At 39.2% G+C, this 23,931-nt stretch carries 21 protein-coding genes and 1 pseudogene; 19 read left to right on the forward strand and 3 right to left on the reverse strand.

The window, feature by feature from the left end:
• Positions 1 to 60: 60 nt before the first annotated feature.
• The 19 genes and pseudogenes from MKZ11_RS13185 to MKZ11_RS13275 all read left to right on the forward strand — a co-directional run bounded on the left by MKZ11_RS13185 (position 61) and on the right by MKZ11_RS13275 (position 19,952).
• Complete coding sequence (locus MKZ11_RS13185; protein WP_340794877.1) at positions 61 to 1,272, forward strand: bifunctional folylpolyglutamate synthase/dihydrofolate synthase; 1,212 nt, start codon at positions 61 to 63, stop codon at positions 1,270 to 1,272.
• A 110-nt stretch (positions 1,273 to 1,382) separates the two neighbouring features.
• On the forward strand, positions 1,383 to 3,086 hold the full coding sequence (locus MKZ11_RS13190) for a sensor domain-containing diguanylate cyclase (protein ID WP_340794878.1): 1,704 nt from the start codon (positions 1,383 to 1,385) through the stop codon (positions 3,084 to 3,086).
• Positions 3,087 to 3,111: 25 nt separating this feature from the next.
• Complete coding sequence (locus MKZ11_RS13195) at positions 3,112 to 4,836, forward strand: sensor domain-containing diguanylate cyclase (protein WP_340794879.1); 1,725 nt, start codon at positions 3,112 to 3,114, stop codon at positions 4,834 to 4,836.
• Positions 4,837 to 5,071: 235 nt separating this feature from the next.
• A complete protein-coding gene (locus MKZ11_RS13200; protein ID WP_340794880.1) occupies positions 5,072 to 5,458 on the forward strand; it encodes a hypothetical protein in 387 nt (128 codons plus the stop codon).
• A complete protein-coding gene (locus MKZ11_RS13205; protein WP_340794881.1) occupies positions 5,448 to 6,818 on the forward strand; it encodes a hypothetical protein in 1,371 nt (456 codons plus the stop codon). The genes MKZ11_RS13200 and MKZ11_RS13205 overlap by 11 nt, the downstream gene beginning before the upstream one ends.
• Before the next feature lie 22 nt (positions 6,819 to 6,840).
• Positions 6,841 to 8,499 (forward strand): GspE/PulE family protein, encoded by a 1,659-nt coding sequence (locus tag MKZ11_RS13210; protein WP_340794882.1) that lies wholly within the window; start codon positions 6,841 to 6,843, stop codon positions 8,497 to 8,499.
• Positions 8,500 to 8,510: 11 nt separating this feature from the next.
• Positions 8,511 to 9,548 carry a type IV pilus twitching motility protein PilT gene (locus MKZ11_RS13215; RefSeq protein ID WP_340794883.1) on the forward strand — a complete coding sequence of 346 codons (1,038 nt, stop codon included), beginning with the start codon at positions 8,511 to 8,513 and terminating at the stop codon, positions 9,546 to 9,548.
• Between the two features lie 2 nt (positions 9,549 to 9,550).
• Positions 9,551 to 10,762: a type II secretion system F family protein gene (locus tag MKZ11_RS13220; protein ID WP_340794884.1), complete on the forward strand. Its 1,212-nt coding sequence runs from the start codon at positions 9,551 to 9,553 to the stop codon at positions 10,760 to 10,762.
• Between the two features lie 123 nt (positions 10,763 to 10,885).
• Positions 10,886 to 11,323 (forward strand): prepilin-type N-terminal cleavage/methylation domain-containing protein, encoded by a 438-nt coding sequence (locus MKZ11_RS13225; RefSeq protein ID WP_340794885.1) that lies wholly within the window; start codon positions 10,886 to 10,888, stop codon positions 11,321 to 11,323.
• Positions 11,324 to 11,370: 47 nt separating this feature from the next.
• Positions 11,371 to 12,330: a type IV pilus biogenesis protein PilM gene (gene pilM, locus MKZ11_RS13230; RefSeq protein WP_340794886.1), complete on the forward strand. Its 960-nt coding sequence runs from the start codon at positions 11,371 to 11,373 to the stop codon at positions 12,328 to 12,330.
• Between the two features lie 2 nt (positions 12,331 to 12,332).
• Positions 12,333 to 12,977: a PilN domain-containing protein gene (locus MKZ11_RS13235; protein ID WP_340794887.1), complete on the forward strand. Its 645-nt coding sequence runs from the start codon at positions 12,333 to 12,335 to the stop codon at positions 12,975 to 12,977.
• The gene (locus tag MKZ11_RS13240) at positions 12,970 to 13,653 is read left to right on the forward strand and encodes a hypothetical protein (RefSeq protein WP_340794888.1); all 684 of its coding nucleotides are present in this window, start codon (positions 12,970 to 12,972) and stop codon (positions 13,651 to 13,653) included. Before MKZ11_RS13235 ends, MKZ11_RS13240 begins: the two co-directional genes overlap by 8 nt.
• Complete coding sequence (locus MKZ11_RS13245; RefSeq protein WP_340794889.1) at positions 13,650 to 14,405, forward strand: prepilin peptidase; 756 nt, start codon at positions 13,650 to 13,652, stop codon at positions 14,403 to 14,405. Before MKZ11_RS13240 ends, MKZ11_RS13245 begins: the two co-directional genes overlap by 4 nt.
• Positions 14,406 to 14,537: 132 nt before the next feature.
• A complete protein-coding gene (locus MKZ11_RS13250; RefSeq protein ID WP_340794890.1) occupies positions 14,538 to 15,188 on the forward strand; it encodes a hypothetical protein in 651 nt (216 codons plus the stop codon).
• Between the two features lie 95 nt (positions 15,189 to 15,283).
• Positions 15,284 to 15,898: a Maf family protein gene (locus tag MKZ11_RS13255; protein ID WP_340794891.1), complete on the forward strand. Its 615-nt coding sequence runs from the start codon at positions 15,284 to 15,286 to the stop codon at positions 15,896 to 15,898.
• Between the two features lie 16 nt (positions 15,899 to 15,914).
• Positions 15,915 to 16,451, forward strand: a pseudogene (gene radC / locus MKZ11_RS13260) (RadC family protein); the annotation flags it as partial.
• 131 nt (positions 16,452 to 16,582) lie between these two features.
• On the forward strand, positions 16,583 to 17,668 hold the full coding sequence (locus MKZ11_RS13265) for a tyrosine-type recombinase/integrase (RefSeq protein ID WP_340758916.1): 1,086 nt from the start codon (positions 16,583 to 16,585) through the stop codon (positions 17,666 to 17,668).
• 3 nt (positions 17,669 to 17,671) lie between these two features.
• A complete protein-coding gene (locus tag MKZ11_RS13270; protein WP_340758915.1) occupies positions 17,672 to 19,585 on the forward strand; it encodes a tyrosine-type recombinase/integrase in 1,914 nt (637 codons plus the stop codon).
• A gap of 1 nt (position 19,586) precedes the next feature.
• The gene (locus tag MKZ11_RS13275; RefSeq protein ID WP_340758914.1) at positions 19,587 to 19,952 is read left to right on the forward strand and encodes a DUF6262 family protein; all 366 of its coding nucleotides are present in this window, start codon (positions 19,587 to 19,589) and stop codon (positions 19,950 to 19,952) included.
• A gap of 217 nt (positions 19,953 to 20,169) precedes the next feature.
• Here MKZ11_RS13275 and pckA read toward each other — a convergent pair whose 3' ends face one another.
• The 3 genes from pckA to MKZ11_RS13290 form a co-directional block, all read right to left on the reverse strand.
• Positions 20,170 to 21,678 (reverse strand): phosphoenolpyruvate carboxykinase (ATP), encoded by a 1,509-nt coding sequence (pckA, locus tag MKZ11_RS13280; protein ID WP_340758913.1) that lies wholly within the window; start codon positions 21,676 to 21,678, stop codon positions 20,170 to 20,172.
• Positions 21,679 to 21,712: 34 nt separating this feature from the next.
• On the reverse strand, positions 21,713 to 23,467 hold the full coding sequence (locus MKZ11_RS13285) for a SulP family inorganic anion transporter (protein WP_340758912.1): 1,755 nt from the start codon (positions 23,465 to 23,467) through the stop codon (positions 21,713 to 21,715).
• Between the two features lie 105 nt (positions 23,468 to 23,572).
• The gene (locus MKZ11_RS13290; RefSeq protein ID WP_340758911.1) at positions 23,573 to 23,917 is read right to left on the reverse strand and encodes an ArsR/SmtB family transcription factor; all 345 of its coding nucleotides are present in this window, start codon (positions 23,915 to 23,917) and stop codon (positions 23,573 to 23,575) included.
• Between the last annotated feature and the right edge of the window lie 14 nt (positions 23,918 to 23,931).

A 23,931-nucleotide genomic window follows, 5' to 3' on the forward strand; every position in this document is an offset into this window, starting at 1 on the left:
GGAACCCTCCGGAAATGATATACTTTTTCTAACTAGATTCTAACATACGGAGGGATAGTTTTGATTCCAAAAATGAATGTATATAAAGAACGATGGGGAATTGTCAGTGACGATACGATTAAACCCGGTTTAGATGCGATGCAAGAAGCGTTAATTAAGGTTGGAAACCCGGAAAAAAAGTTACAGATTATCCATGTTGCGGGCACTAACGGAAAAGGATCTACCATAGCGTTTATGGAATCCATTTTAAAAGAGCATAGGTTGTCGACAGGTGTTTTTTCGTCACCTGCAATTATCGACATACATGACCAGATACGCATTAATGGCGAAGCAATCACGGAAGCCGAATTAGATAAATCATTTGAGACGATGAAAGAAGCGGGATTGAGCGGGTTACTGACGGATTTTGAATTGCTGACTGTTGCCGCTTTCGTAACGTTTGAAAGGCTTGCTCCAGATTATGTATTACTGGAAACAGGTATGGGCGGTTTGTTGGACAGCACGAATGTCGTGATCCCGCTTGTTTCGGTGATTACCTCGATTGCACTTGATCATACTGCGTTTCTCGGAACGACAACCGCGCAAGTGGCTAAACATAAAGCAGGCATTATTAAAAAAGGGATTCCGACCGTAATTGGAACATTACCTGAAGAAGCACTGCAAGTTGTCCGAAAGATTTCAAATCGGCAAATGAGTCCGCTTTACATTTACGGCGAGCAGTTTAGCATGCAGGATGACGTGTTTAATGGGATTGAAACATTCCAGTTGGCTGGGCGAAGGATGAGAGGACCCCACCAAGGTATGAATGCGGCGGTTGCGATTCAATCACTTCTTACGACGGGCATTCAGCTTACCGAAAAAGGAGTATCTGATGCAGTGGCATCTACACAACTCGCGCATCGTTTTCAAGAGATTTCACCTGACGTTTTCATAGACGGTGCTCATAACCCGGCTGCTGCAAAAGTACTTGCAGAGACAATACGAACTGAATTTCCTGGTGAGAAAGTGGACTTTGTCATAGGAATGCTAAAGGGAAAAGATATTGAGAGAACACTGGATGAACTTATACCAGTGGCGGCTTCTTTTACTTTTCTGACATTTCCTCACCCCCAAGCGGCAACAGGGGAGCAATTGATGGAATATTGTAACCATAAAGAAAAAAGAGTGACAATGATTGGAAATGATACTATAATACTAGTTGAAGGACGAAGGAGGAAGAAAATAGTCACGGGTTCACTGTATTTATTAAGTAACCTAATAGACTATAAGTAAGTTAATTGTTTAAAGTATTTTTGGATAATAGTGACAGATGCATTGTGGTTTGATAAACTTTTGATGACTTCTATTTTTTCTGACTTATTTAATTGGGAGTGGATGATGTAATGCAGGTTGCAAATAGGTCCACTATACGATATTTTATTTTATGGTTATTTACTGTTCCACCGGGATTAGTGTATGTTTTCTTGAACTATTCACCAGGACAAGTGAATTGGATGTACGTAGCAACTTTTATGCTATTCGGTTTCCTTACGTTCTATTATCCGATATTGAGGAATGGCAAGCCAGTATTCTTGGTTCTATGGGTGACAGTGCCTGCCTTTTTAATATATGGGGTCTTCATTGAAATGATTGTCATGCAGGTTTCAATTTTCGCCGTCATATTGTCGTTTCCGAGTAAGCGGTCAATGATACAACGTTTTTTCATTAATTCTATGCTATTTTTCGTTTTATCAATTATTGCTGCTGGAGGTTTTTATATTGCAGGCGGAGAAATTGGTTCAATCGATTTTTGGCCTGTTATTATTGCAGTATTATGCTATCAATTCATCCATACAGTATTCAATGATGTGCTGTTATATTTGTATACGATGTACGAAAAGCTTAAGTTGCCATTCTTTTCAAAAGATCAGTTAGTTGATTATGCGCTGATTTTTGTTGTTCTTCCTTTGTCCCTGACGTTTTATTATTTGTTGCAATTTATCGGAGCAGGTGCATTTTTGTTACTTGGGATTCCTTTTTTCTTTATTTCATTAGTTATCCGCCTTTATAATACCTCGGAAAATATAAATGCTAATTTACAGCAAGCGGGTGATATCGGACACAGGCTTTCAGACTTAATGACGGAAAATGCAGTGATTGACCAATTTGTTAAGGAAGTGTCGGACATGTTCGATGCAGAATATACGTATCTATTCGACCATCAGGATGGCTGGCTTGAACTTCTTCGTTCTTATGAACATGAACAATTCATTAATATCGATTTTTCTCTTTTATCAGTTGGACAAGGGATTGCGGGTGTGGTTCTTGAACAGAATAAGCCTCTTATCTATACGGAAAAGAAAGAGTGGGAATCAATATCAAAAAATTATTCGCCCGAAAAAATGCAAAGTGTACTTTGTGTCCCTATTTCACGTAACCAGAAGATTGAAGCGATTCTGTTCTTGGCTTCAGACAGGAAATCGTCCTTTGATGAATACCAATTGAAAATCTTAGATTTACTGTGTTCCTATTTCACTGTGTCGGTGGAAAAAGCGCGATATATGGAGGAAGCGGTTACGAAGAATGATCGCTGCGCGTTGACGGGTCTTTATAATTATAGGTATCTTGAGGAGCAGTTAATGTATGAAATGGACAGGCTGGAAAATGAAGCGATAACCAATCTTTCAGTCGTTATGCTTGATATTGATCATTTTAAACAAGTAAACGACACATATGGTCATCAAAGCGGGAATGACATCCTCCAAATGTTTGGGAAAATACTCGAGGCTGCGCTACCTAAGGGTGGGACTGTAGGCCGCTATGGAGGAGAGGAGTTTGTGTACATTTTGCCGGAGATGTCTAAAGCAGAAGCGCTTGAATTTGCAGAAACTCTTCGAATTGCGATCGGTGGGTATGAGTTTAGTATCGTTCCCGATTTAGTTGAGGAGAAGCATCCGCTTATTGTCAATATAACGTCCAGTATTGGAGTCTCGTCTGCACCAGCAGATACAGATGAAGCGATGACACTTTTGCGTAACGCAGATCGTGCACTTTATTTAGGGGCAAAACAGGCTGGACGAAACAGGGTTGCTGAGTATGTGAAGTGAAATAATCCAAGGAGGCGTCGGGAGAATGGAGATATCTAGAAAGTTTCAGATTATCACTTTTATCACATGGATTGTTATTGTGCCTCCCGGGGTCTTTCTTGCCTTCACTTTATTTCCTTCCAAAGAAATAGATTGGTTGAATTTGAGTATTCTATTTGCGGTTTTATTCGTGACAATGACAATGCCTTTGCAAATAAAAAATATAACCGTATCATTGGAACGATGGATTACGTTCACCGTTTTTTTTCAATATGGAGTTTTTGCGGAGCTGGCTTTTACGCAAATCGCGATGTTCATTTTACTATTCAGTAAAAAATCAGATATGCCTTTTTTGCAACGTTTTTTCGTTAATTCAATGATTTTTACACCCATTTCACTGGCGAGCGGTGCTCTATTTCATTATGCAGGAGGAGTAATAGGATCAACGGATTTCTTTAACATCTGCCTATTTGGCTTACTTTATGCGACAAGTTATACGATTATCAATAGTGGTCTAATGCAACTCTATTTATATTTTGAACTTGGTACCTTTACTTTGAAAGAAAAATATATTGTATGGGATTTTGTCTCCACAATGATGTTACTGCCGTTTAGCATATCTCTTTATTTTTTGAATGAACATTTTGGGAATAATGCAATACTTTTAATTGGCATCCCATTCCTTCTCGTATTATTAATTGCAAGAATGTACAACCGTTCCGATAATTTGAATGACAAACTTTCTTCTGCCGGCATTATTGGGCACCAACTTGCCGATCGACTCGGGTTTGAGGATGTGATCCGGACGTTCATCGAAAAACTGAGAGATGTAGTACCTTATGATAATGCTTATGTTCTTGACCTTCGGGCTGGAGAACATCTGATTACATTAATGGGATCTGAAGGTAATATGCTTTCAAAAGAATTGCATGATATTTCATACAATCCTAAAAAAGCTTTAGATGATGGACTGGATAGTAATGTACCCAAAATATTTTCGACAGAAAAAGAGGCAAGAGCGTTGAAAAGCTTCGAATTTTTGCAATCGGTAGGAAGTGTAATGACTGCTCCGATCCGAAGAAATCAGAAAACGGAAGGATTTCTCATACTCACATCCAAGCGGAAACAAATGTTTCAGGCGCTTGACTTGAAAATTGTAGACGTTTTGACTGGATACTTTGCAACCTCATTGGTGAAGGCGCGCTATTATGAAAAGACTGTTGAGCAAAGTCAACGATGTGGTTTGACCAAATTGCATAACTTCCGCTATCTTGACGCTAAATTGGACGAGGAAATGATACAATTCCATATTGGTAGAACCCGTTCGCTTTCAATCTTAATGCTGGATATCGATCATTTTAAATCAATTAATGATACACATGGACACCAAAGTGGGAATGATCTCCTTAACGCACTCGCTAGACTGCTTGAGTCATTTGTCCCCGTGGAAGCGACACTTGCCCGATACGGTGGAGAAGAATTTGTTATCGCCTTGCCGAACTATGGAAAAAGTGAAACCTTGCAGCTTGCGGAAAAAATTCGAAGAGAAGTGGAGTCATCTACGTTCCGGATCATTCCCGATCTATCTAAAGAACGCAAGCCCGTTGATGTCCATTTGACCGTAAGCATTGGGGTTGCTAGTGTACCAGAAGATGCAGGGGATGCGAAAGAGCTATTGCGTAATGCGGATCGAGCCCTTTATATCGGAGGGAAGCAGGCGGGAAGGAATAAAGTAGGGGTGTATGGAAGGGAAGACCTTCAATCAGTATGATATTAAGTCGCTGATTACCTCAATTACATAAAAATATTTATTTAGATAAAGGCCGGGAAACTGGTCTTTTTTTGTATATCGTCCTTCTCGTTTAGTATTATTTACCGTGACAAATAGCAAAGAGTCTATGATAATAGTAGTAGAGAAAACAATAGCTAAACATGATAATCTTAGTAATATTATGTCTCTCTACATTAAAGGATTATTTGATTATTAATAAGTTAGGAGAAACGTCATGTTGAAATATTACATACTAATCGCTGTTGTAATTATAGTTTTTCCAATACTAAGTTATATAGTTCGCCAAAGAAATATAGGGAAGCGGCTCATCTTGGGAGCCCTTGCAGGGTTATTTATTGCTATTATAGGACTCGTTATGCAAGGATCATTCAATCCGCTATATGTATTGCTCGTAATGTTCGGGCTTGCATTTGCAGTATCGATTTTGTTGAACAAGCGCTCAATTCAGAATGGAGCAGATAATGTACCCGTTACTCTCGAAACTTATCAAGATACCGTGATTGAGGAAACGGCGTCGTCTGTGGAGGCAAATTTATTTACCGACAAGCCAAATGAAGATGAAGTGAATTATAATAGGAAGGAGCGTCCAGATGGGGAATAAAGGGTTTTTAAATATGTTTATAGTAGTCTTAGCTGCGACTTTTGTTTTTTATGGATTTTCGACTGTTGGAGCCCTCGCATTTAACACTGCATCATCAAAAAACTTCGGAGACCAAACCTATGTAGGGCCTTTCGATATTTCTAGACAGAAAGAACAGACAGCTAAAGAAAATCTTATAGCTGATTTCGCTGACCTTCAGGAGGGCTTTGCAGTCGACTTAACTTATCAGGACGTTACTGTCTCATTGCCGCCCGAAACGGTACTCTTTGACGTTGAAAAAACAGTTCAACAATTAAATTCCGGCCGGGAAAATCCGATTGTTGCAACAGTGTCAATCGATGGACTGCGGACTGTTCTTACACAGCAATTTCCTTCTATCCAGTTTACCGATGAAAGTATTCAATCAATCACTTCAGGAATTGAACAGGAATTGGGAACAGGAATTATGCCGCTAACTGTTCATATAACAGATTACTCCGACTTTACGGAAACAGAAATCGCAACCTCGTCCATTATTGCACAGGAACTTTCTCCATCTTTACAGAATTTAATGGCAACGTTAAACGGTACTGAAATTGAAGCTTTTACAACGTTTTCATTACTTGATTTCATTCAAGATCAGGAAGTTGGAGTCGTTTCAGATGAGGAACTGACTTTGCTGGCATCAGTTCTATATTCGACTGTATTGCAGACTAATTTTATTGTCGATGAACGCAATATTGGCAATACATTAGCTGCGTTTGCAGATCCTGGTTTCGAATCAGCCATCAATAGGGAACTCGGTTTGAATTTCATTTTCACTAATCCCAATAAAACTGCTTTCACATTATATATTGAACCTTCAGCTGAAACGATTCATTCCTCCATTTCAGGTATGGCATTACTCTATTCTTACCAGCCTTACGTCAGTCAGCTAGAATCATTTGAACCGAAGACAGTTCAACATTTCAGCGCGTTCGTGCCCTATGGCCAAGTCCTTGTTGCTGATGAGGGACGGAAAGGGCTAGAAGTGGATGTCCATCGAACAATTTCTTATGAGGGGGCAGTCGTAGTGGATGAAAATATTTCCTCCGACTTTTATGCTCCCCAACCAAAAATTTTAAACCTACCACTAAAAAAAGACATGACACAAACTTCTGGAAATTTGAGTGAAGGGACAATTAACGGTGCTACTGACACAGTTGATCCACAAGGCAATCCAATTCCGCCTGAAAAATCCGACTCTCAAGTTTACAGCGACGGTTCAACTCTTCAAACGGATAAGAGTCCATCACAAGTGCAAGGTCACCGTCCAGATGTTGAAAATGAAGAAAGTACAACAGACGTTCAGTATGATAAAGGTGGAAATATCATTGAATAAGTGACGAATGGGGGAGAACAGCATGACGACTATACGTAAACGACTTGGTGACTTGCTAGTCGAGTCCGGCCTCATTACAACTGAGCAATTGCAAACGACATTGAGTGATAAGCCTCATGATCAGAAACTCGGCGATGCTTTACTACAACACGGATTTATTACAGAGCAGCAGCTGATTGAAGTATTGGAATTTCAACTGGGAATTCCACACGTCAACCTTTTTAGATACCCATTTGATCCAAAACTGTTCAATGTTGTGCCAAAACCCTTTGCAAAACGTAATCTGATTGTTCCCTTGAAGGCGGACGGGGATAGATTATTTGTAGCGATGTCAGATCCAATGGATTATATTACAGTTGATGATTTACGGTTGTCGACTGGTTTCCATATCGAAACTGCGATTGCTTCAAAAGATGATATTATGCGTACGATATCAAAGTATTATGATGAAGAGTCATTCGATGAGCTTTTCATCGAACAGACACCAGAACAGAGGGAGCAGAAAGACGAGTTGACCGATTTGGATTCTCCAATCGTTCGGCTTGTCAATCAACTCATGTCTTCAGCGATCACGCAAAAGGCCAGTGACATTCATTTCGACCCTCAGGAACATCAGGTCGCCATACGTTTCCGGATTGATGGGTTGTTAAAATCGGAGCGTTTTTTGCCTAAGCATATGCAAGCAATGATTAGTGCGCGTATAAAAATCATGGCAAATCTCGATATTACTGAACATCGGATTCCTCAAGATGGTCGCATCAAGACCAATGTGGATTTTCGACCGATTGATCTTCGTGTTTCTACACTACCGACAGTTTTTGGCGAGAAAATCGTTATGCGTATTTTGGATCTTAGCAGTTCTTTAAATGATTTGACAAAACTTGGTTTCAATAAGTTGAATCTGAACCGTTTCCTTGAACAAATCGAAAAACCAAATGGAATTGTCCTTATTTCTGGACCCACTGGATCGGGTAAATCATCAACGCTTTATGCTGCGCTTAATAAATTGAATAAAGAAGAAGTGAATATTATTACAGTTGAAGATCCGGTTGAGTACCAGCTAGAAGGGGTAAACCAAATACAAGTAAACCCCAATGTAGGATTGACATTCGCGGCAGGTCTAAGGTCGATTTTGAGACAAGACCCGGATATAGTTATGGTCGGGGAAATACGTGACCGTGAAACAGTTGAAATTGCCATCAGGGCATCATTAACCGGGCATTTGGTTCTGAGTACTATCCATACAAATGATTCAATTGCTACGATTACAAGAATGCTCGATATGGGGGTAGAACCTTTTCTAGTAACATCATCGCTGAATGCGGTTGTCGCTCAACGTCTGATTCGCCGTGTTTGTCGAGATTGCGGACGGGAAATGGATGCGTCAAGTCGCGAGGTGGAGATTTTTGCGAAGCGTGGTATTACGATTGAAAAAGTGATGAGAGGCCCAGGTTGTGCGGTATGTAATATGACTGGCTATCGCGGACGAATTGCAATTCACGAGGTGCTCGTTTTGGACGACGAAATGCGAGAAGTTATTAATAGAGGCGGTTCTTCAGCGGAATTAAGAGAAATTGCAACGAAGAACAAAACAGTGTTTTTAATGGACGATGGTTTGTTGAAAGTGAAACAAGGGATTACGACGACAGAAGAAGTGTTACGCGTCGCATTGATTGAATAGGGGTTTTGTACATGAACAAGAAGATTGATGAACTGCTTGAGAGAGCATATGAATTGGGTGCCTCAGACATCCATTTAACGATAGGCGCGCCTCCGATATTCAGGGTGCACGGGGATTTAAAGCGCTATGGTGATGTACCGGTTGAGAAACAATTTACTGAATCAGTCGCACAATTGACGATTCCGGACAAGATGTATCCAGCGTTTGTAGAGTATGGTCAAATCGATTATTCCTATGAAGTACCGAAAGCGGCTCGTTTTCGTGTCAATGCATTTCAGCAACGCGGTTCTATATCACTTGCTTTTCGGACGATACCAACGCTAATACCGACAATCGATGATTTGCAATTGCCCGATACGTTAAAGAAGTTGGCGGAGACGCAGCAAGGACTCATCCTTGTGACAGGGCCAACGGGGTCGGGTAAATCGACGACACTTGCAGCGATGATTAAATATATGAATGAAACAATGCAGAAGCACATCATTACGTTGGAAGATCCCATTGAGTATATGCATGCGCATGGCACATCCATCATTGATCAGCGAGAAGTCGGGTTTGACACTGCTTCATTCACATCAGGACTACGGGCTGCATTGCGCCAAGATCCCGATGTCATCCTTGTTGGGGAAATGCGTGACCTGGAAACGATTTCGACCGCAATAACTGCGGCGGAAACGGGTCACTTAGTTCTAGCTACGCTCCATACATGGAGTGCGGCATCGACTATTGATCGGATTATTGACGTCTTCCCCCATGGTCAGCAGTCTCAAATTCGTGTACAACTTGCTGGAGTCTTAAAATCTGTTGTTTCACAGCGGCTATTTCAGACAGCTGACCGTAAAGGGAGAAGGGCAGCAACGGAAGTAATGATTAATAATCCTGCAATCGCTAACTTGATACGGACGGAGAAAGTCCATCAAATCCCGTCTATCATTCAGACAAATCGAGCGGCGGGTATGCATATGATGGCATCGTCTGTGAGGAACTTCCTTGATAAAGGAATCATTTCATATGGTACTGCTCTGCCGTATTTAGAAGGTGATGAGTAACGATGGCTCGTTTCAAGTACGAAGGACGCGACGCTAAATCAATCCGTTCAGGTGTAATCGTGGCGGTGGACAAGCGGGAAGCTGCTGTAAAACTGAAAAGCCAGGGAATCCGTGTGACGAACTTAACTATACAAGCAGAAACTGCGCTGACAAAAGAAATCGTCATCGGAAAACCGGTGAAGCGAGAACATTTAATCATGTTCCTTCGTCAATTTTCAACGCTTCTCAGAGCGGGTGTTACAATCATTGATGCAATACGGATACTGTCGCTACAAGTCGAATCGAAATCGTTTCAAAAGATACTTATAACGGTAAATGATGATTTACGTGGAGGCGGTTCATTATCGGGAGCATTCACAAAACACCCGAAAGCATTCGAACCCATCGTCGTCAATATGATTCGGGCGGGTGAAATGTCCGGTACGATTGATGATTCACTTGATCGTCTTGCTGATCATTTTGAAAAATCACATCAGCTGAGGCAAAAAGTGGTTTCGGCTATGTCTTACCCACTTATCGTGGCAGTTTTGGCAATTGGAGTTGTTATTTTTTTATTGACAACCATTGTTCCTATGTTTGTCGAAATGTTTGCCAGTTTTGGAGGAGAGTTGCCTTGGATTACGCGCTTCGTTATGAACGCGAGTACTTTTGTAACCTGCTATTGGTACTTTCTAGTTTTATTCGCAGTGATTGTTGTGGGTGGGATTTGGATGATGAGGCACAACAAAGAAGGTAAGCTTTTGCTGGATACTTTTCTTTTAAGGTTACCGATATTCGGTGACATTATGAAGAAATCTGTCTTGGCAACGATGACACGCACATTGAGTTCGTTGTTTGCCAGTTCAGTGCCGATTTTGCAGGCGATGACCATGACGGAAAAGATAGTAGAAAATGAAGTTATTTCGCGAGTGATTGCAAAGTCAAGAGAGTCGTTGGAACGCGGCGGATCATTGACAGAACCGATGAATGGGCACTGGGCCTTTCCACCGCTGATTCCCCATATGATTGCAATTGGGGAGCAAACAGGATCTTTAGACGCGATGTTGGCGAAAGTTGCCGATTTTTACGAGAAAGAAGTGGAAGCTGCAACAGATCGATTGAAAGCGTTGATTGAACCTTTGATGATTGTGCTGTTGGCTGGATTAGTCGGGACTATAGTCCTTGCTATTATGATGCCTATGTTCGAAATGTTTAATAACATAGATGGAATGTAAGGGTTAATTTCAATAATTAGTAAAAACGGCGTAGTTTTTTATGATTTACTAGTTTCATATTTAGTTTAAATAGGTATAATTAAGAGGTAAGTAGAATATGACGATGAAAGGGAGGAAATACAAATGAAGAAGTTTTTGCAGAAACGACTGAATAATGAAAAAGGATTAACGCTTGTCGAGTTATTGGCGGTTATTGTTATTTTGGGGATTATTGCGGCTATTGCGATACCTTCAATAGGCAATATTATTCAAAACACACGTGAAAAAGCGGTGGTTGCTGATGTACAAAATGCACTATCCGCTGCGAATTTATATTTTGTCGAAAATCCACCTAAAGCCGATACTGGAAACACTGTTGATCTTACTAAGCTCTCTGATGAAGGTTTCTTTAATGATAAAGGTTCATTGACTTCCGCAATAATTACTTTTGTTGCGGGTGGTGAAAATACCATTACGGCTGCAGGGGTAGCAGGGATCAAACCTGTTAATATCGCGACCAAAACTAATAAGCAGTTAAGTGAGTTAGGAAGAAAAGCACTCACGGAAAATGAGGTTAAATAACTACTGTCTGGAAAGTTAGTAATTAATTAAAGTTAGGAGCTGTTCCGATGCCCATGTCCATATTCACCCGCCGCAAGCGCACAGAGTCCATGACAATTGAAGAAGATGCAGTCCGGTTTGTCCGGCTGAAATCGGTAGAACCATTCGTTATCGATGTTGCGGAGGAAGTTATCCTTCCTCCGAACGTCGTTGTCGAGGGGAAGATTGTCGATTCCGGAACGCTTGCGACGATATTGGACGGGGCTATTGAACAGTGGGGAATCTCCAAAAGATCCGTCCAATTCCTCGCCCCGGATCAATATGTTATTATCCGCAAAGTCCCATACCCCGATGATGTCATGACAGATGAACTGAAAGGTCATTTCTTCATAGAAATAGGCTCAACGCTTTATCTTCCTTTCGATGATCCTGTCTTTGATGTTGTTCCATACAGTCCGAACACCGAAACAAACGAGGCGATACTGATCGCATCAAAAGAAGACGTTCTTGATAGCTATGAGGAAGTCTTGAAAGAAGTGAAACTTGATCCAGTGAAAGCCGACATTACACCTCTTGCCCTGTATCGGCTTGCATTTAGACAGCACTCATTTACAGGTAAAGAGCATATCCTGTTAGCCGACCTAAAACATGGTAAGCTGACTGTTTCTATTTTTCATGAACATTACCCACTCTTCATGCGACCGGTTGACCTTGAAAATTCTACGGATTTATCTGTCGTACGGGAGTTGAATAATGATGCGGGCATTGTCACACCTTCGACTATCGTGATGGAAATTGAAAAGCTCATCAATTTTTACCGCTATAATATGTGGAACGGTGCCGCATCCATTACACATCTTGTTGTGAACGGCGAGTACAGCCGGATGGAAGAATTGCTATCTGTAATTCGAGAACGTCTCGCCTTAAACGCGGAGCTATTGGTTAAGCAACCTTTAGAGCTGTCAACCGGAGAAGAAATACCAGCGCGTTTTAACCGGACAATCGGATTGGCGTTGAAAGAGGTGTAACTATGTTAGTTGATATAAATCTATTGCCTGAAAGAGAGAGGGAGCGATCCCAGCTTCTTGTCGGTGCGCTGGCTATTATTGGTGCCGCTGTTCTTGTATGGCTTATTTCATTGACGCTTTCGAACAATCTTGCAAATGAAACGAAAACGCTGGAAAATCAACTTGTTTCGCTGCAGGCAACCCAAGAAGAAATCCGTTCTGAACTTCAGCAATCAGAATCGGGCGACGAGAAAAAAGTGCTCGCTGCAACTGTGGGGTGGGCGGAAGAGTATCAGTTTGATACAGTCCCTTTATTGAACGAACTTATAACTTTATTACCGGAACGCGGATTCTTTCAAAATTTTAATTTTACAGGTCCCAATTTAGCGACGGTTACTGTTCAATTTGATACAAAGCCGGATAGTGCCTATTATTCCACTCGACTAAAAGCGTCACCTTCCATTTCAGAAATCCATCTAGATTCTGTGACAATCGATGATTCAACAGACGAAGAAACTGCGGAATCGACAACCGTTTTGCCGCGGTTCATAGCTGTTTATTCAATTCAGTTTGTCGATAATCGTATCTCGGCTGAGGGAACCGCAGAAAAAATGGATGAAAATGCGGAAATACCAAGCACGGATGAAGGAGTGGGGTCGGGTGACTAATTTAACAAAACGCCAAAAAGAAACTGCCCTTGTCGTTCTATCCATCTTGTTATTCTTTACACTTGCCGCCTATTCATATTTCCTGGTGTATACCCCTGCCAAAGAAGCGAATGAACAAATAAAGCTGTCAACATCAAATGAACGGGACGTGTTGTTTGCGCTCCGAAAACAGTTAGCTGCTAAAGGACAAACAGACACAGCCAGTTCACAGCCATTGCAGCTTAAATTGCCGACGAATCCGTTGGAAGATGCAGTTCTGCTTCAAATCGGTAAGGCGGAAATTAAATCAGGTACTACCGTTCGGGGTGTATCATTTTCTCAAGGTGAATTCGTCATAGAAAACCCTCCTGAAATGATTGAAAACGTTAACCAACTATTGACTGAAGTTGTTCTGCAATCTAATTCATACATAGGAATTGAGAAATTTGTTGAGGAAATTGAGAAGATGGAACGAATTTTTATAATCGATTCAATCAACTTCAACGCACCCGGGGAAGTCCGCGATCAGGAACTAACTGAAGGGTTGCTTGAAATGACGGTGGCATTTTCTGCATTTTATCGACCAGATTTAGTGGGACTACAGCATGAAGCGCCTAAAATTGATGCGCCGCCTCCCGGCGAAAAAATCGATCCGACGCCTTATAATGATGTGAGGGAAGAGGGGGATAGCAAATGACGATTGTAATAACAATCCTATTCTTCATCTACGGAATCGTCTTTGGCTCATTCTTTAACGTCGTTGGCTTACGCATACCAAAAAAGGAATCCATCGTGTCACCGCCTTCCCATTGCACGACGTGTGATCGGAAACTGGAGTTCCTTGATCTTGTTCCAGTCTTTTCTTACCTCTTTCTAAAAGGAAAGTGCAGGAAATGCGGATCAAAAATTAGCCCCATTTATCCACTCGTAGAATTCGTGACTGGTGTTCTGTTCGCACTATCCTTTTATGTACTCGATTTCGGCTCAGAACTGGTCATTGCCATTTTGTTTATGTCGCTTCTTGTCATCATTACAGTTTCAGATATCGCCTATATGCTCATTCCTGATAAAGTGCTTCTCCCGTTCGCTGTATTGCTTGCTGGTCTACGGTTGTTCATTCCCCTTGAGCCTTGGTGGGATAGCTTCCTCGGAGCGGCAGTGGGCTTTGGAGTACTCTTTCTCATCGCTGTTGTGTCGAAAGGGGGCATGGGCGGTGGAGACATTAAATTGTTTTTCGTTATCGGGCTCGTGCTCGGTACGATGAATACGCTCGTGACACTTTTTTTAGCAGCCGTTATCGGCTCTATCGCCGGGCTAATCATATTGAAAAAAACTGGACAAGGACGGAAAACACCAATCCCGTTCGGCCCTTCAATTGCGGGCGCAGCTGTCATCGCTTATTTCTGGGGTGCCGATTTTGTCAGTTGGTATGGGAATCTGTTTAGTTAAGTCGATAAGTTTATTAGGGCAAGGCGACATACGTCTTGTTCTTTTTCATGTTCATTCTGATACCGTTAACTATAAAAGCGCAAGCGCTATGGTCAGGCGCTAAAGCTGGATAAAAAAACGGGGTGGTCAGCAGTGAAATTCGGAAAACGCTATTCGAAAGTGACAGTCTTCATGGCGATGCTTCACGGTGTTCTCATAGGCGTCGCAGCTGTCGCAGTAATTGGTCTAATACTTGTTGGTACAAAAGGGAAAGATGAGAGTGCCACTATTAGTGGCAAAGAGTTACCTGCAGCAGGTCCGGCGCCAGTTGAAAATTCAGCGCAACCTGCCGAAAAGCCATTACAATTATTTGCTAAACAGCATGGCGCATTCTCTTCATCGGAGTCAGCGGCCTTATTCATTGCAGAAGATCCCGCTCTTGCGAAAGCAGCAGTTATCCAGGCGAACGATACGTATTTCGTCTGGACGGCTGTCGGATTGACGGAAGGGGAGATTGATTCTAGTGAATCTGAAGGTACGTATCGGAAAGCAATCATAGTGGATACTTCAGCTTGCGGGGCAATCGGCGCGGGGAAATTGCGCCACGCTCTAACTCAGACAGAGATCGCTAAAATTAATTATTTGGATGAAGATAAAAAAGAAGGAAAAGAAGATGAGAAAACAAAAGAATTTAACAAGAATATAACTGCCATTACAGCATTTACGAAGGATTTACGTATCGTCAGATTGCACCTTCTATCCCATTATTCACATACTGAGAATTGTGTCAAAATTACGTTTTGAGGGTGGAAAAGGGATCAAATCAGAATTTTGGTGGTTTTAATACAATTTTCACATGACCTTTTATCCAGTATGATTGGCTAAAGGGGGAATTTACATTGAAATTTAAAGTTGCTAATCCAGTTATTCTAGCTTCGGCATCTCCACGTAGGAAAGAAATTCTAAGTCTGCTCGGCTTTCCATTTACAGTTGTACCGAGCAATGTATCTGAAGAACTGGAACTGGAAAATAATGACTACCAAGGCTATGCCCGGAAACTTGCTGCAAGGAAAACGCAGGCTGTAGCGAATGATGAGCTTGATTCTATCGTGATCGGCGCAGATACGATTGTTGTGCATAAGGGAAAGCTCTATTCAAAACCTGAAAGTAAAGAACAAGCAAAAAGTTTTTTGAGAGAACTTTCTGGGGAAACACATACTGTTATTACGGGCGTCGGAGTATTTAAGGATGGAATGTTAAGTACATTCGCTGCGGAGACTAAAGTCACTTTCAGAGAACTTGACTCTACTTTGATTAACGCCTATGTAGAATCAGGCGATCCGATGGACAAGGCCGGTGGGTACGGTATACAAACGGCTGGCGCATTGCTAGTTGAAAAGATTGATGGTGATTATTACAATGTCATGGGCTTGCCCATTGCAAAGTTGACGGAGCATATGCGGATGCTGTCCTTTATAGGATTGAAAGACGGTGTATCATTCATTGACTATTGATCTTCAGCCTAAAATGATGATCCGGGATGTACATGTAGCGGACAGGCCGCGCGAGCGTCTCATTAGGCAAGGTGCAGAAAGTTTATCCAACCAAGAATTGATTGCGATATTACTGCGCACGGGGACAAAACAGGAATCAGTTCTCGTTCTTGCCAATCGGATTCTGTCCTCTTTTGATAAAATTCAAGATTTAAAAGATGCTACAATTGAAGAGCTGATGTTGGTTAAAGGGGTTGGCAAAGCGAAGGCTGTCCAACTTCTTGCGGCTGCTGAAATCGGCAAACGCATGTACCGAAAACATTCGGAGGGGCGTTACACGATAAGGTCGCCGGAAGATGCGGCAGCCTATTTAATGACGGACATGGCTTCACTTAACCAAGAGCATTTCGTAACACTTTTTTTAAATGTTAAAAATGAAGTTCTTCACAAGCAAACTATTTTTATCGGCAGTTTGAACTCAAGTATAGTCCATCCCCGCGAAATTTTTCGTGAAGCAGTAAAGCGATCTGCAGCGTCCATTATTGTCGCGCATAACCATCCGAGCGGTAACCCTATAAACATAGTATCCTAAACTAGAGTACTCTAAGTACTTAAAGTTTAGGATTTTTTTAATTCAATACTTTAACTAATGAATAAATATAGGTATTATTTATAGGAGTTAAGGTATTTAAAGGTGGTGGAGAAATGAAAGTTCAAAAAGTAGTTGTTGAGGAAAAATCATATCCATTATACATACTATTAGACAAAAATTTTGAAGTGGTAGAACCGGTTAAGAGATATATAAAGTACTTGGATAATACGGGGAAAGCGCCAAATACGATTAAAACATATTGTTATCATCTCAAGCTGTTTTATGAATTTATGAGCCAAAGAGGAATTAGATTAGAAGATTTGAAATTCGAGGAAATGTCAAACTTTGTGGGATGGTTAAGAAATCCAACGGGGGAGGTAAAGGTAATAGATTTACAACCAAAGAAGGCTAAAAGAGAAGAAACATCTGTTAATGCCATACTTAATGCTGTAACTAGTTTCTTAGAGTATTTAAATCGTACAGGAGATTTTAAAGCTATAGATATGACTAAAGAAGCGAGGGGAAGAAATTTCAAGGGGTTTCTTCACCATATTTCTAAAGGTAAATCTTATCAAAAAAATATTTTAAAGCTTAGGGTCAAAAAGAAACTTGTACAAGTATTAGAACACGAACAAGTTAAAGCAATAATCGATGCGTGTCATACAAAAAGGGATAAGTTACTTATTATGCTTATGTATGAAGGAGGACTTCGGGTAGGAGAGGTATTATCCCTTCGTATCGAAGATATTTCTACTTGGGATAATCAGATTAATATCATGCCAAGAGATCACAACGAAAATGGGGCTTATATTAAGCTTAGAAAAGAACGAACAATCGATGTTAGCAAGGAATTAATGGCTTTATACACCGATTATTTAGTTCATGAATATGGGGAAGATTTGGAGCATGATTATATATTTATAAATCTCAAAGAATCTTATTTTGGGAAACCTCTAAAATATCAAAGTGTATTAGATCTTATAAGGCGATTGGTGAAACGGACAGGGATTACCTTCACTGCCCATATGTTGCGTCATACGCATGCCACAGAACTCATTAGAAGTGGATGGGATGCTGCTTACGTACAAAAAAGGTTAGGTCATGCACATGTACAAACAACACTTGATACATACGTTCATCTTTCTGATCAAGATATGAAAAATGAATATAAAGCGTATCTCCAAGGGAGAGAAACATAAAAAATGAAATTTCCAAGCGTTGCAACAAATCGAAAGCTCGTCACTAACACAGAGATTAATAAAAAAATAGCGGATATGACTAGTGTCTTACAAGGGTTTTGGGCAGCAGATAGATGGGATATAAGAATTTGCCCACATCCTAGTGCGATAGAGTTAAGTAAGAATCCTTCGTTAAGAAATCGTTGGGTAAATTTTGATAAAGTAGAAAACATCTGGTTAAAAACAGAATTAAAATACTTTTATTATGTTCTCTTAAATAATGGAACTTGGAGTGCAAAAACTGTTTGGATTAGAAAAGGAACAGTGATAAGTCGAATGTTGGGGTTTTTAAATTTAAAATATCCCGATATTACCTCTATAACTGAAGTACCTATAGTAAAAGCTTTGACGGAATACCGAACTTACTTAGTAGAACAAGGAATAAAATCTACGACTAAAAATTACAAGCTTGATATAAATCAAAATAAAATTTCTGTGCAAGCGAACTCCTACTACGTTACTAATTTAAAACAGTTTATGGAGTTCTATGAGGATTTCTATTTTGATGGTGAAGAATGGGATAAAGATGTTTGGGATCTAAGAAAACTTTCATTGCCGGAAGATAAGATAAATCCAACGTCCTACGAATATACAATCAATTTCAAGGGTTTTGAAAATGATTATTTTAAAGAAATCGTCAAGCGATATTGTAAGTTAATGTTAAATACACGTAGCTTTTCCCATGTAGTTGATATGGCGTCAAAATTAAGAGAGTTTTTTAATTTTATAAATACAAATTGTGAAGGCATACGAAGGATTCATCAATTAACTAGGAATGAAGTTGAGCAATATTTAAATGAAATTAATTTAAAAGGTTTAAAACCTAGTACTGCGACTGGACGAATATCTACTTTAGAAGTTTTTTTCTCTACACTTCAAAGGTTTGATTGGAAGGATTCGCCTTCCCAAATCCTTATCTTTCGAGAAGATTATCCTAAAGTGCCGAAGGCACAACCACGTTATATAGATGAACATGTCCTTGAACAATTAAATGTTAAATTGGATAAATTGGAACCTTATATGGCTGCAATGGTTATGGTACTTCAAGAATGCGGAATGCGTATCGGTGAACTTTGTACATTGAAAAAAGGGAGTGTCATAACAGATAAAGAAGGGGATTGCTTTTTAAAGTATTATCAGTGGAAAATGAAGAAAGAACATACCATTCCTATTTCTAAAGAAATTGCTGCATTGATATTGGTTCAAGAGCAAAGAGTGGCTTATGAACTTGACGATGGATGTGTATATGTATTTCCACGGAAAGATGGTTCTCCATTGAAGCAAGATACCTTTAGAGTTAAATTAAATAAATTAGCTTATGAAGAAAAGATAACGGATAATAAAGGAGAGATTTTCCGATTTCATGCTCATGCCTTTCGGCATACAGTTGGCACTAGAATGATAAACAACGGAGTGCCACAGCATATTGTTCAAAAATTCTTAGGGCATGAATCACCAGAAATGACTGCAAGATATGCCCATATTTTTGATGAAACTCTAAAGAAAGAGTTCATAAAGTTTAAGGAAACTTTGGTGACGAATAGCGGTAGCATTCTGGATTTAACCGAAGAAAATACTGAAGCTGACAATACAGATCTTCAATGGTTTAAAAAAAATATCAATGCACAAGCACTTCCTAATGGCTATTGTCGTTTACCAGTAATTGCGGGACCGTGTCCTCACGCAAATGCTTGTTTAGATTGTACGAACTTCTGTACAAGTAAACAATTTCTAAATGAACATGAAGAGCACTTAGACCGAACTAAAGAAATATTAAATAGGGCTAAACAGAACCAATGGCAGCGTCAGGTTGAAACTAACGAACGTGTTAAAAATAGATTAGAGCAAATTATTCATTCGTTAAAGGAGACGAATTAAGATGACTAGAAAGAGTAACACAACTGCCATAATTCAACTATCCAAAGAAAAGTCGGAGAAGACAAGAATTAGGGTTGAAAAGACAATTTCAGAGATGGCACTGAAAAAAGAGAAGATTAATTTTAATTCCGTTGCACAAAAAGCAAGTGTTTCAAAGTCATGGCTGTACAAACAAAAAGACATTAGAACTAGAATAGAGACATTAAGAGGGATGCAAATAAGTGAATTAGTTCCCCGTAAACAGAGTAAAAACCTTCGTTCAGAAGATAGTTTAATTAAGACATTAAAAATCCGAATAAAGGCACTAGAAGAAGAAAACAAACAATTAAGGGATCAAGTTCAAAAATTACATGGCAAGTTGTTTTAGAGGTCTTGTTGAATAAGATAAAATAGTACATTGCAAATTAAAACAAGAAAAGCACTCTGTTAAATATGGAGCAAGGCATTCCCGAAGATCTTCTATGGTTAGACTACAGCTAATGTTACTGGATAGATAACATTCCCTTGGGGAAAAATCAAAATATACAAAAGTAAGTGGAGAAAAACGACTCGTTTTTCTCCACTTACCCTTTATTTTATGATTTTTATAAAAACTTCTCGAAATTTTCCCGAAATAGATTTGTTAATTTTGTTGCTTGGATATCATAAGCCTCTTTATCTTTCCATGTATTGCGGGGGTTAAGAATTTCAGATGGTACATTAGGACAACTTTTAGGTATGTTAAGACCAAAACTCCGTTCCATTTCAAATTCTGTATGTGCTAATTGACCTTCAATAGCTGCTGTAACCATCGCTCGAGTATGGGAAAGGGAAATACGTTCGCCTATTCCATAAGGGCCTCCTGACCAACCTGTATTAATTAAATAAACATCCACGTCATGTTTCCGAATTTTCTCTCGAAGCATTTCAGCATAAACTCTAGGTGATAATGGCAAGAATGGTGCACCAAAACAGGTTGAAAATGTTGCTTCTGGTTCTGTTATGCCCCTTTCAGTTCCAGCTAATTTACTGGTATAACCTGAAAGAAAATAATACATGGCATGTTCTTTTGATAATTTAGAAATGGGTGGTAAAACACCGAACGCATCTGCTGTTAAAAAGAAAATAACATTTGGATGTCCTGCCGTACTCGGATTAAGAGCATGCGGAATGTTATGGATCGGATAAGCTGCTCGTGTGTTTTCTGTTAAACTACAATCATTATAATCTGCCAAATGTGTATGAGGATCGATTATGACATTTTCTAAAACAGATCCATAAGTAATCGCGCGAAATATTTCTGGTTCTTTTTCCTCTGATAAGTTGATGCATTTTGCGTAACAACCACCTTCAATATTAAATACACCTTTGTCTGACCAACCATGTTCATCATCACCAATTAACATACGATTAGCATCTGCTGAGAGAGTGGTCTTTCCCGTACCTGATAAACCAAAAAATAAAGCAACATCTTCATTTAATCCTTTATTTGCAGAACAATGCATAGAAAGAACATCATTAATTGGTAAAAGATAATTCATTATAGTAAAAATCGATTTTTTAATCTCTCCTGCGTACTGTGTTCCTCCAATCAATACGATTTTTTTATCGAAATTAATCACAATAAAAGTTTCGGAATTTGTTCCATGAATGGAAGGTGTAGCTTCAAAATTAGGAACGCAGATTACAGTGAAATCTTCTTTGTGTACAGCTAACTCTTCTTTTGTTGGACGAATAAATAATTGATGAGCAAATAAATTATGCCAAGCATACTCGTTAATGATTCGAATAGGTAGACGATATGCTTGATCGGCTCCAGCGAACCCATCAAATACAAATAGTTCTTTTTCTTCTAGATAATTAGAAACATCCTTTAAAAGAAGATCAAAATTTGCTGACGTCATTTGTTGATTTGTTTTCCAATCAATTGCAAGTTCAGAGGCAAGTTCTTTAACAATAAATTTATCTTTAGGTGAACGGCCTGTATATTTACCTGTTTTCGCTACTATCGCGCCACCAGAAGAAAGTTGAACCTCTTTACGCTTGATAGCGATTTTTATTAGTTGACTAGGTGTTATATTAAAATGTAATTTGAGTGCGTTGTTTAGTCCCATTTTATATCCATCCTTTTTAGTTATCTTTTATTTTTTATATTTCTAGTAATTTAGACTCCTTTTTATCGAGATTTCCTGTATGTGAAAGTTGATTGCATTCATGAAAAGCGAAATGCTTACATCCTAAACATTTATTATGGTTAATTTCTGAGATGGAATAGTCAATGGCTTCGCCTGTACGACTAAATATATACTTTTCACCAATTTCATCATAAAGACCAGACTTTTTCAATGACTTTTTCAAATCATCAACTATACCTGAAAGCACAAGAATTCCACCTTGTTTTTTATAATAATTGACAATATTCTTCAAATTCGCTTCACCTGTCGAATCGATGAACGGTACTTTCCCCATACGTAAAATCAAGACAGTAGGTTCATAATGAATTGTATCCATTATGCGTTGTTCAAACACTTGTGCAGCACCAAAAAAAAGTGGCCCTTCAATTGTATAAATGCTAATTTGTGGGCAGTTATGAGCTTCGTTAACTACATGGGATTGAACAATTTCATTCTTATGAGTGTGGTCTGGTAACACTTTGGAAACAACCAACATATTACTCATGCGTTTTGCGAATAAAACGACAGCTAAGATGAGACCAACCATAACTGCTATCGTAATACTGGTGAAGACAGTTAAAAGAAATGTAACCAATAAAATAAGAGAATCGCCACTTTTCATTTTCAACACATGAAGAAACTGTTTTCTTTCACTCATATTCCAAGCCACTATCATTAAAACAGGCGCCATACTAGCTAACGGAATAAGTGAAGCATAGGGTGCTAATATTAAGAGGGTTAATAAAACAAAAATCCCATGAATAATCCCTGACATAGGAGAAGTAGCACCAGATTTAATATTTGTCGCTGTTCGTGCAATTGCACCTGTAGCTGGAATTCCTCCAAATAAAGGAGTAATGATATTTGCAATTCCTTGGCCCATTAATTCACGATTACTATTGTGTTTACTATTCGTCATCCCATCTGCTACTACAGCGGATAAGAGAGATTCAATTCCTCCCAATATAGCAATTACAAATGCAGGTACTATTAAACGCTGTATTCTTTCCCATGTTATATCGGGAAAGCGAAAATGAGGGAGTTGGCTTGGAATTTCTCCAAAGGTGGAGCCTATAGTTGAAATATTGCCTGAAAAGAATACTGTTGCTATTATTGTTGTTACGATTAAACCAATTAGTGATCCAGGAACTTTCGGCAATAATTTCGGTGTGAGTAAAATGACGAAAAGACACAATATGGCAATTCCTATACTATAAAAATTCATTGTATCAATATGAAAGATAATTTCCTTCATGTTGTCAATGAACTTCTCATGTTTTTCAAGCCCTGTCAGTCCAAAGAAATTTTCAATTTGCCCTGTGAAAATAATAATGGCAATCCCTGAAGTAAAACCAATTGTGACAGGACGAGGGATGAATTTAATCAAAGAACCTATTTTAAAAATCGCCATTAAACACAAGATAATACCGGCTAAAAAACCAGCAAGTAATAAATCTGTATATCCATAAGCTATGACAATCCCAAAAAGAATAGGTACGAAAGCACCAGTAGGTCCTCCAATTTGATATTTCGATCCACCAAATAAAGAAATTAAGATACCAGCAATACATGCTGTGTAAATCCCGTATTCTGGTTTCACACCTGATGCAATAGCAAATGCCATAGCTAATGGTATAGCAATTACCCCTACAATAACGCCTGAAAGAAGATCTTTTTGGAAATGCCGTATTGAATAGTCATCAAATCTTCCTGTAAAAAAGCTTTTCATTATACCCCTTCTTTTTCTATGAATGATTAAAATAGTAAATTGATTGTATATTATTGATTGTTTAGGGAGTTATATCTATTTAAATTTCCATTGATTACTCCGATTCTATGATTTAGAAAGTGTATCTTCTTCATCTAATTCTTCTAACATAGAAAGGGTATCAATTAAATGATTATTGAAGATTTCTCGTGTAACTATTAAAAGTTTTATAATGGATGGGTCGCGAAGTGAATAAACAACTCGTTTACCATTTTTGATACCAACTACAATATTTTTAGAGCGTAATACACTTAGTTGTTGGGAAACTGCGGAACCTTCACTATTAAGAGTGCTTTGAATTTCTGTAACGCTCTTTTCTCCTTCTGACAGTAATTCAAGAATCCGTATTCTTAGTGGATGTGCCAAGGCTTTAAAAAAATCAGCTTTAAATTGTTGTATATCTGTCCACAATCAATTTTCCTCCT

It is taken from the genome of Sporosarcina sp. FSL K6-1508 (assembly GCF_038007465.1).
GTDB classification, from domain to species: Bacteria; Bacillota; Bacilli; order Bacillales_A; family Planococcaceae; genus Sporosarcina; species Sporosarcina psychrophila_B.

Coding starts and splice junctions, on each gene's coding strand:
- MKZ11_RS13190 (WP_340794878.1), top strand. CDS start 1,383: ATGCAGGTTGCAAATAGGTCCACTATACGATATTTTATTTTATGGTTA.
- MKZ11_RS13195 (WP_340794879.1), top strand. CDS start 3,112: ATGGAGATATCTAGAAAGTTTCAGATTATCACTTTTATCACATGGATT.
- MKZ11_RS13200 (WP_340794880.1), top strand. CDS start 5,072: ATGTTGAAATATTACATACTAATCGCTGTTGTAATTATAGTTTTTCCA.
- MKZ11_RS13205 (WP_340794881.1), top strand. CDS start 5,448: ATGGGGAATAAAGGGTTTTTAAATATGTTTATAGTAGTCTTAGCTGCG.
- MKZ11_RS13210 (WP_340794882.1), top strand. CDS start 6,841: ATGACGACTATACGTAAACGACTTGGTGACTTGCTAGTCGAGTCCGGC.
- MKZ11_RS13215 (WP_340794883.1), top strand. CDS start 8,511: ATGAACAAGAAGATTGATGAACTGCTTGAGAGAGCATATGAATTGGGT.
- MKZ11_RS13220 (WP_340794884.1), top strand. CDS start 9,551: ATGGCTCGTTTCAAGTACGAAGGACGCGACGCTAAATCAATCCGTTCA.
- MKZ11_RS13225 (WP_340794885.1), top strand. CDS start 10,886: ATGAAGAAGTTTTTGCAGAAACGACTGAATAATGAAAAAGGATTAACG.
- pilM (WP_340794886.1), top strand. CDS start 11,371: ATGCCCATGTCCATATTCACCCGCCGCAAGCGCACAGAGTCCATGACA.
- MKZ11_RS13235 (WP_340794887.1), top strand. CDS start 12,333: ATGTTAGTTGATATAAATCTATTGCCTGAAAGAGAGAGGGAGCGATCC.
- MKZ11_RS13245 (WP_340794889.1), top strand. CDS start 13,650: ATGACGATTGTAATAACAATCCTATTCTTCATCTACGGAATCGTCTTT.
- MKZ11_RS13265 (WP_340758916.1), top strand. CDS start 16,583: ATGAAAGTTCAAAAAGTAGTTGTTGAGGAAAAATCATATCCATTATAC.
- MKZ11_RS13270 (WP_340758915.1), top strand. CDS start 17,672: ATGAAATTTCCAAGCGTTGCAACAAATCGAAAGCTCGTCACTAACACA.
- MKZ11_RS13275 (WP_340758914.1), top strand. CDS start 19,587: ATGACTAGAAAGAGTAACACAACTGCCATAATTCAACTATCCAAAGAA.
- pckA (WP_340758913.1), bottom strand. CDS start 21,678: ATGGGACTAAACAACGCACTCAAATTACATTTTAATATAACACCTAGT.
- MKZ11_RS13285 (WP_340758912.1), bottom strand. CDS start 23,467: ATGAAAAGCTTTTTTACAGGAAGATTTGATGACTATTCAATACGGCAT.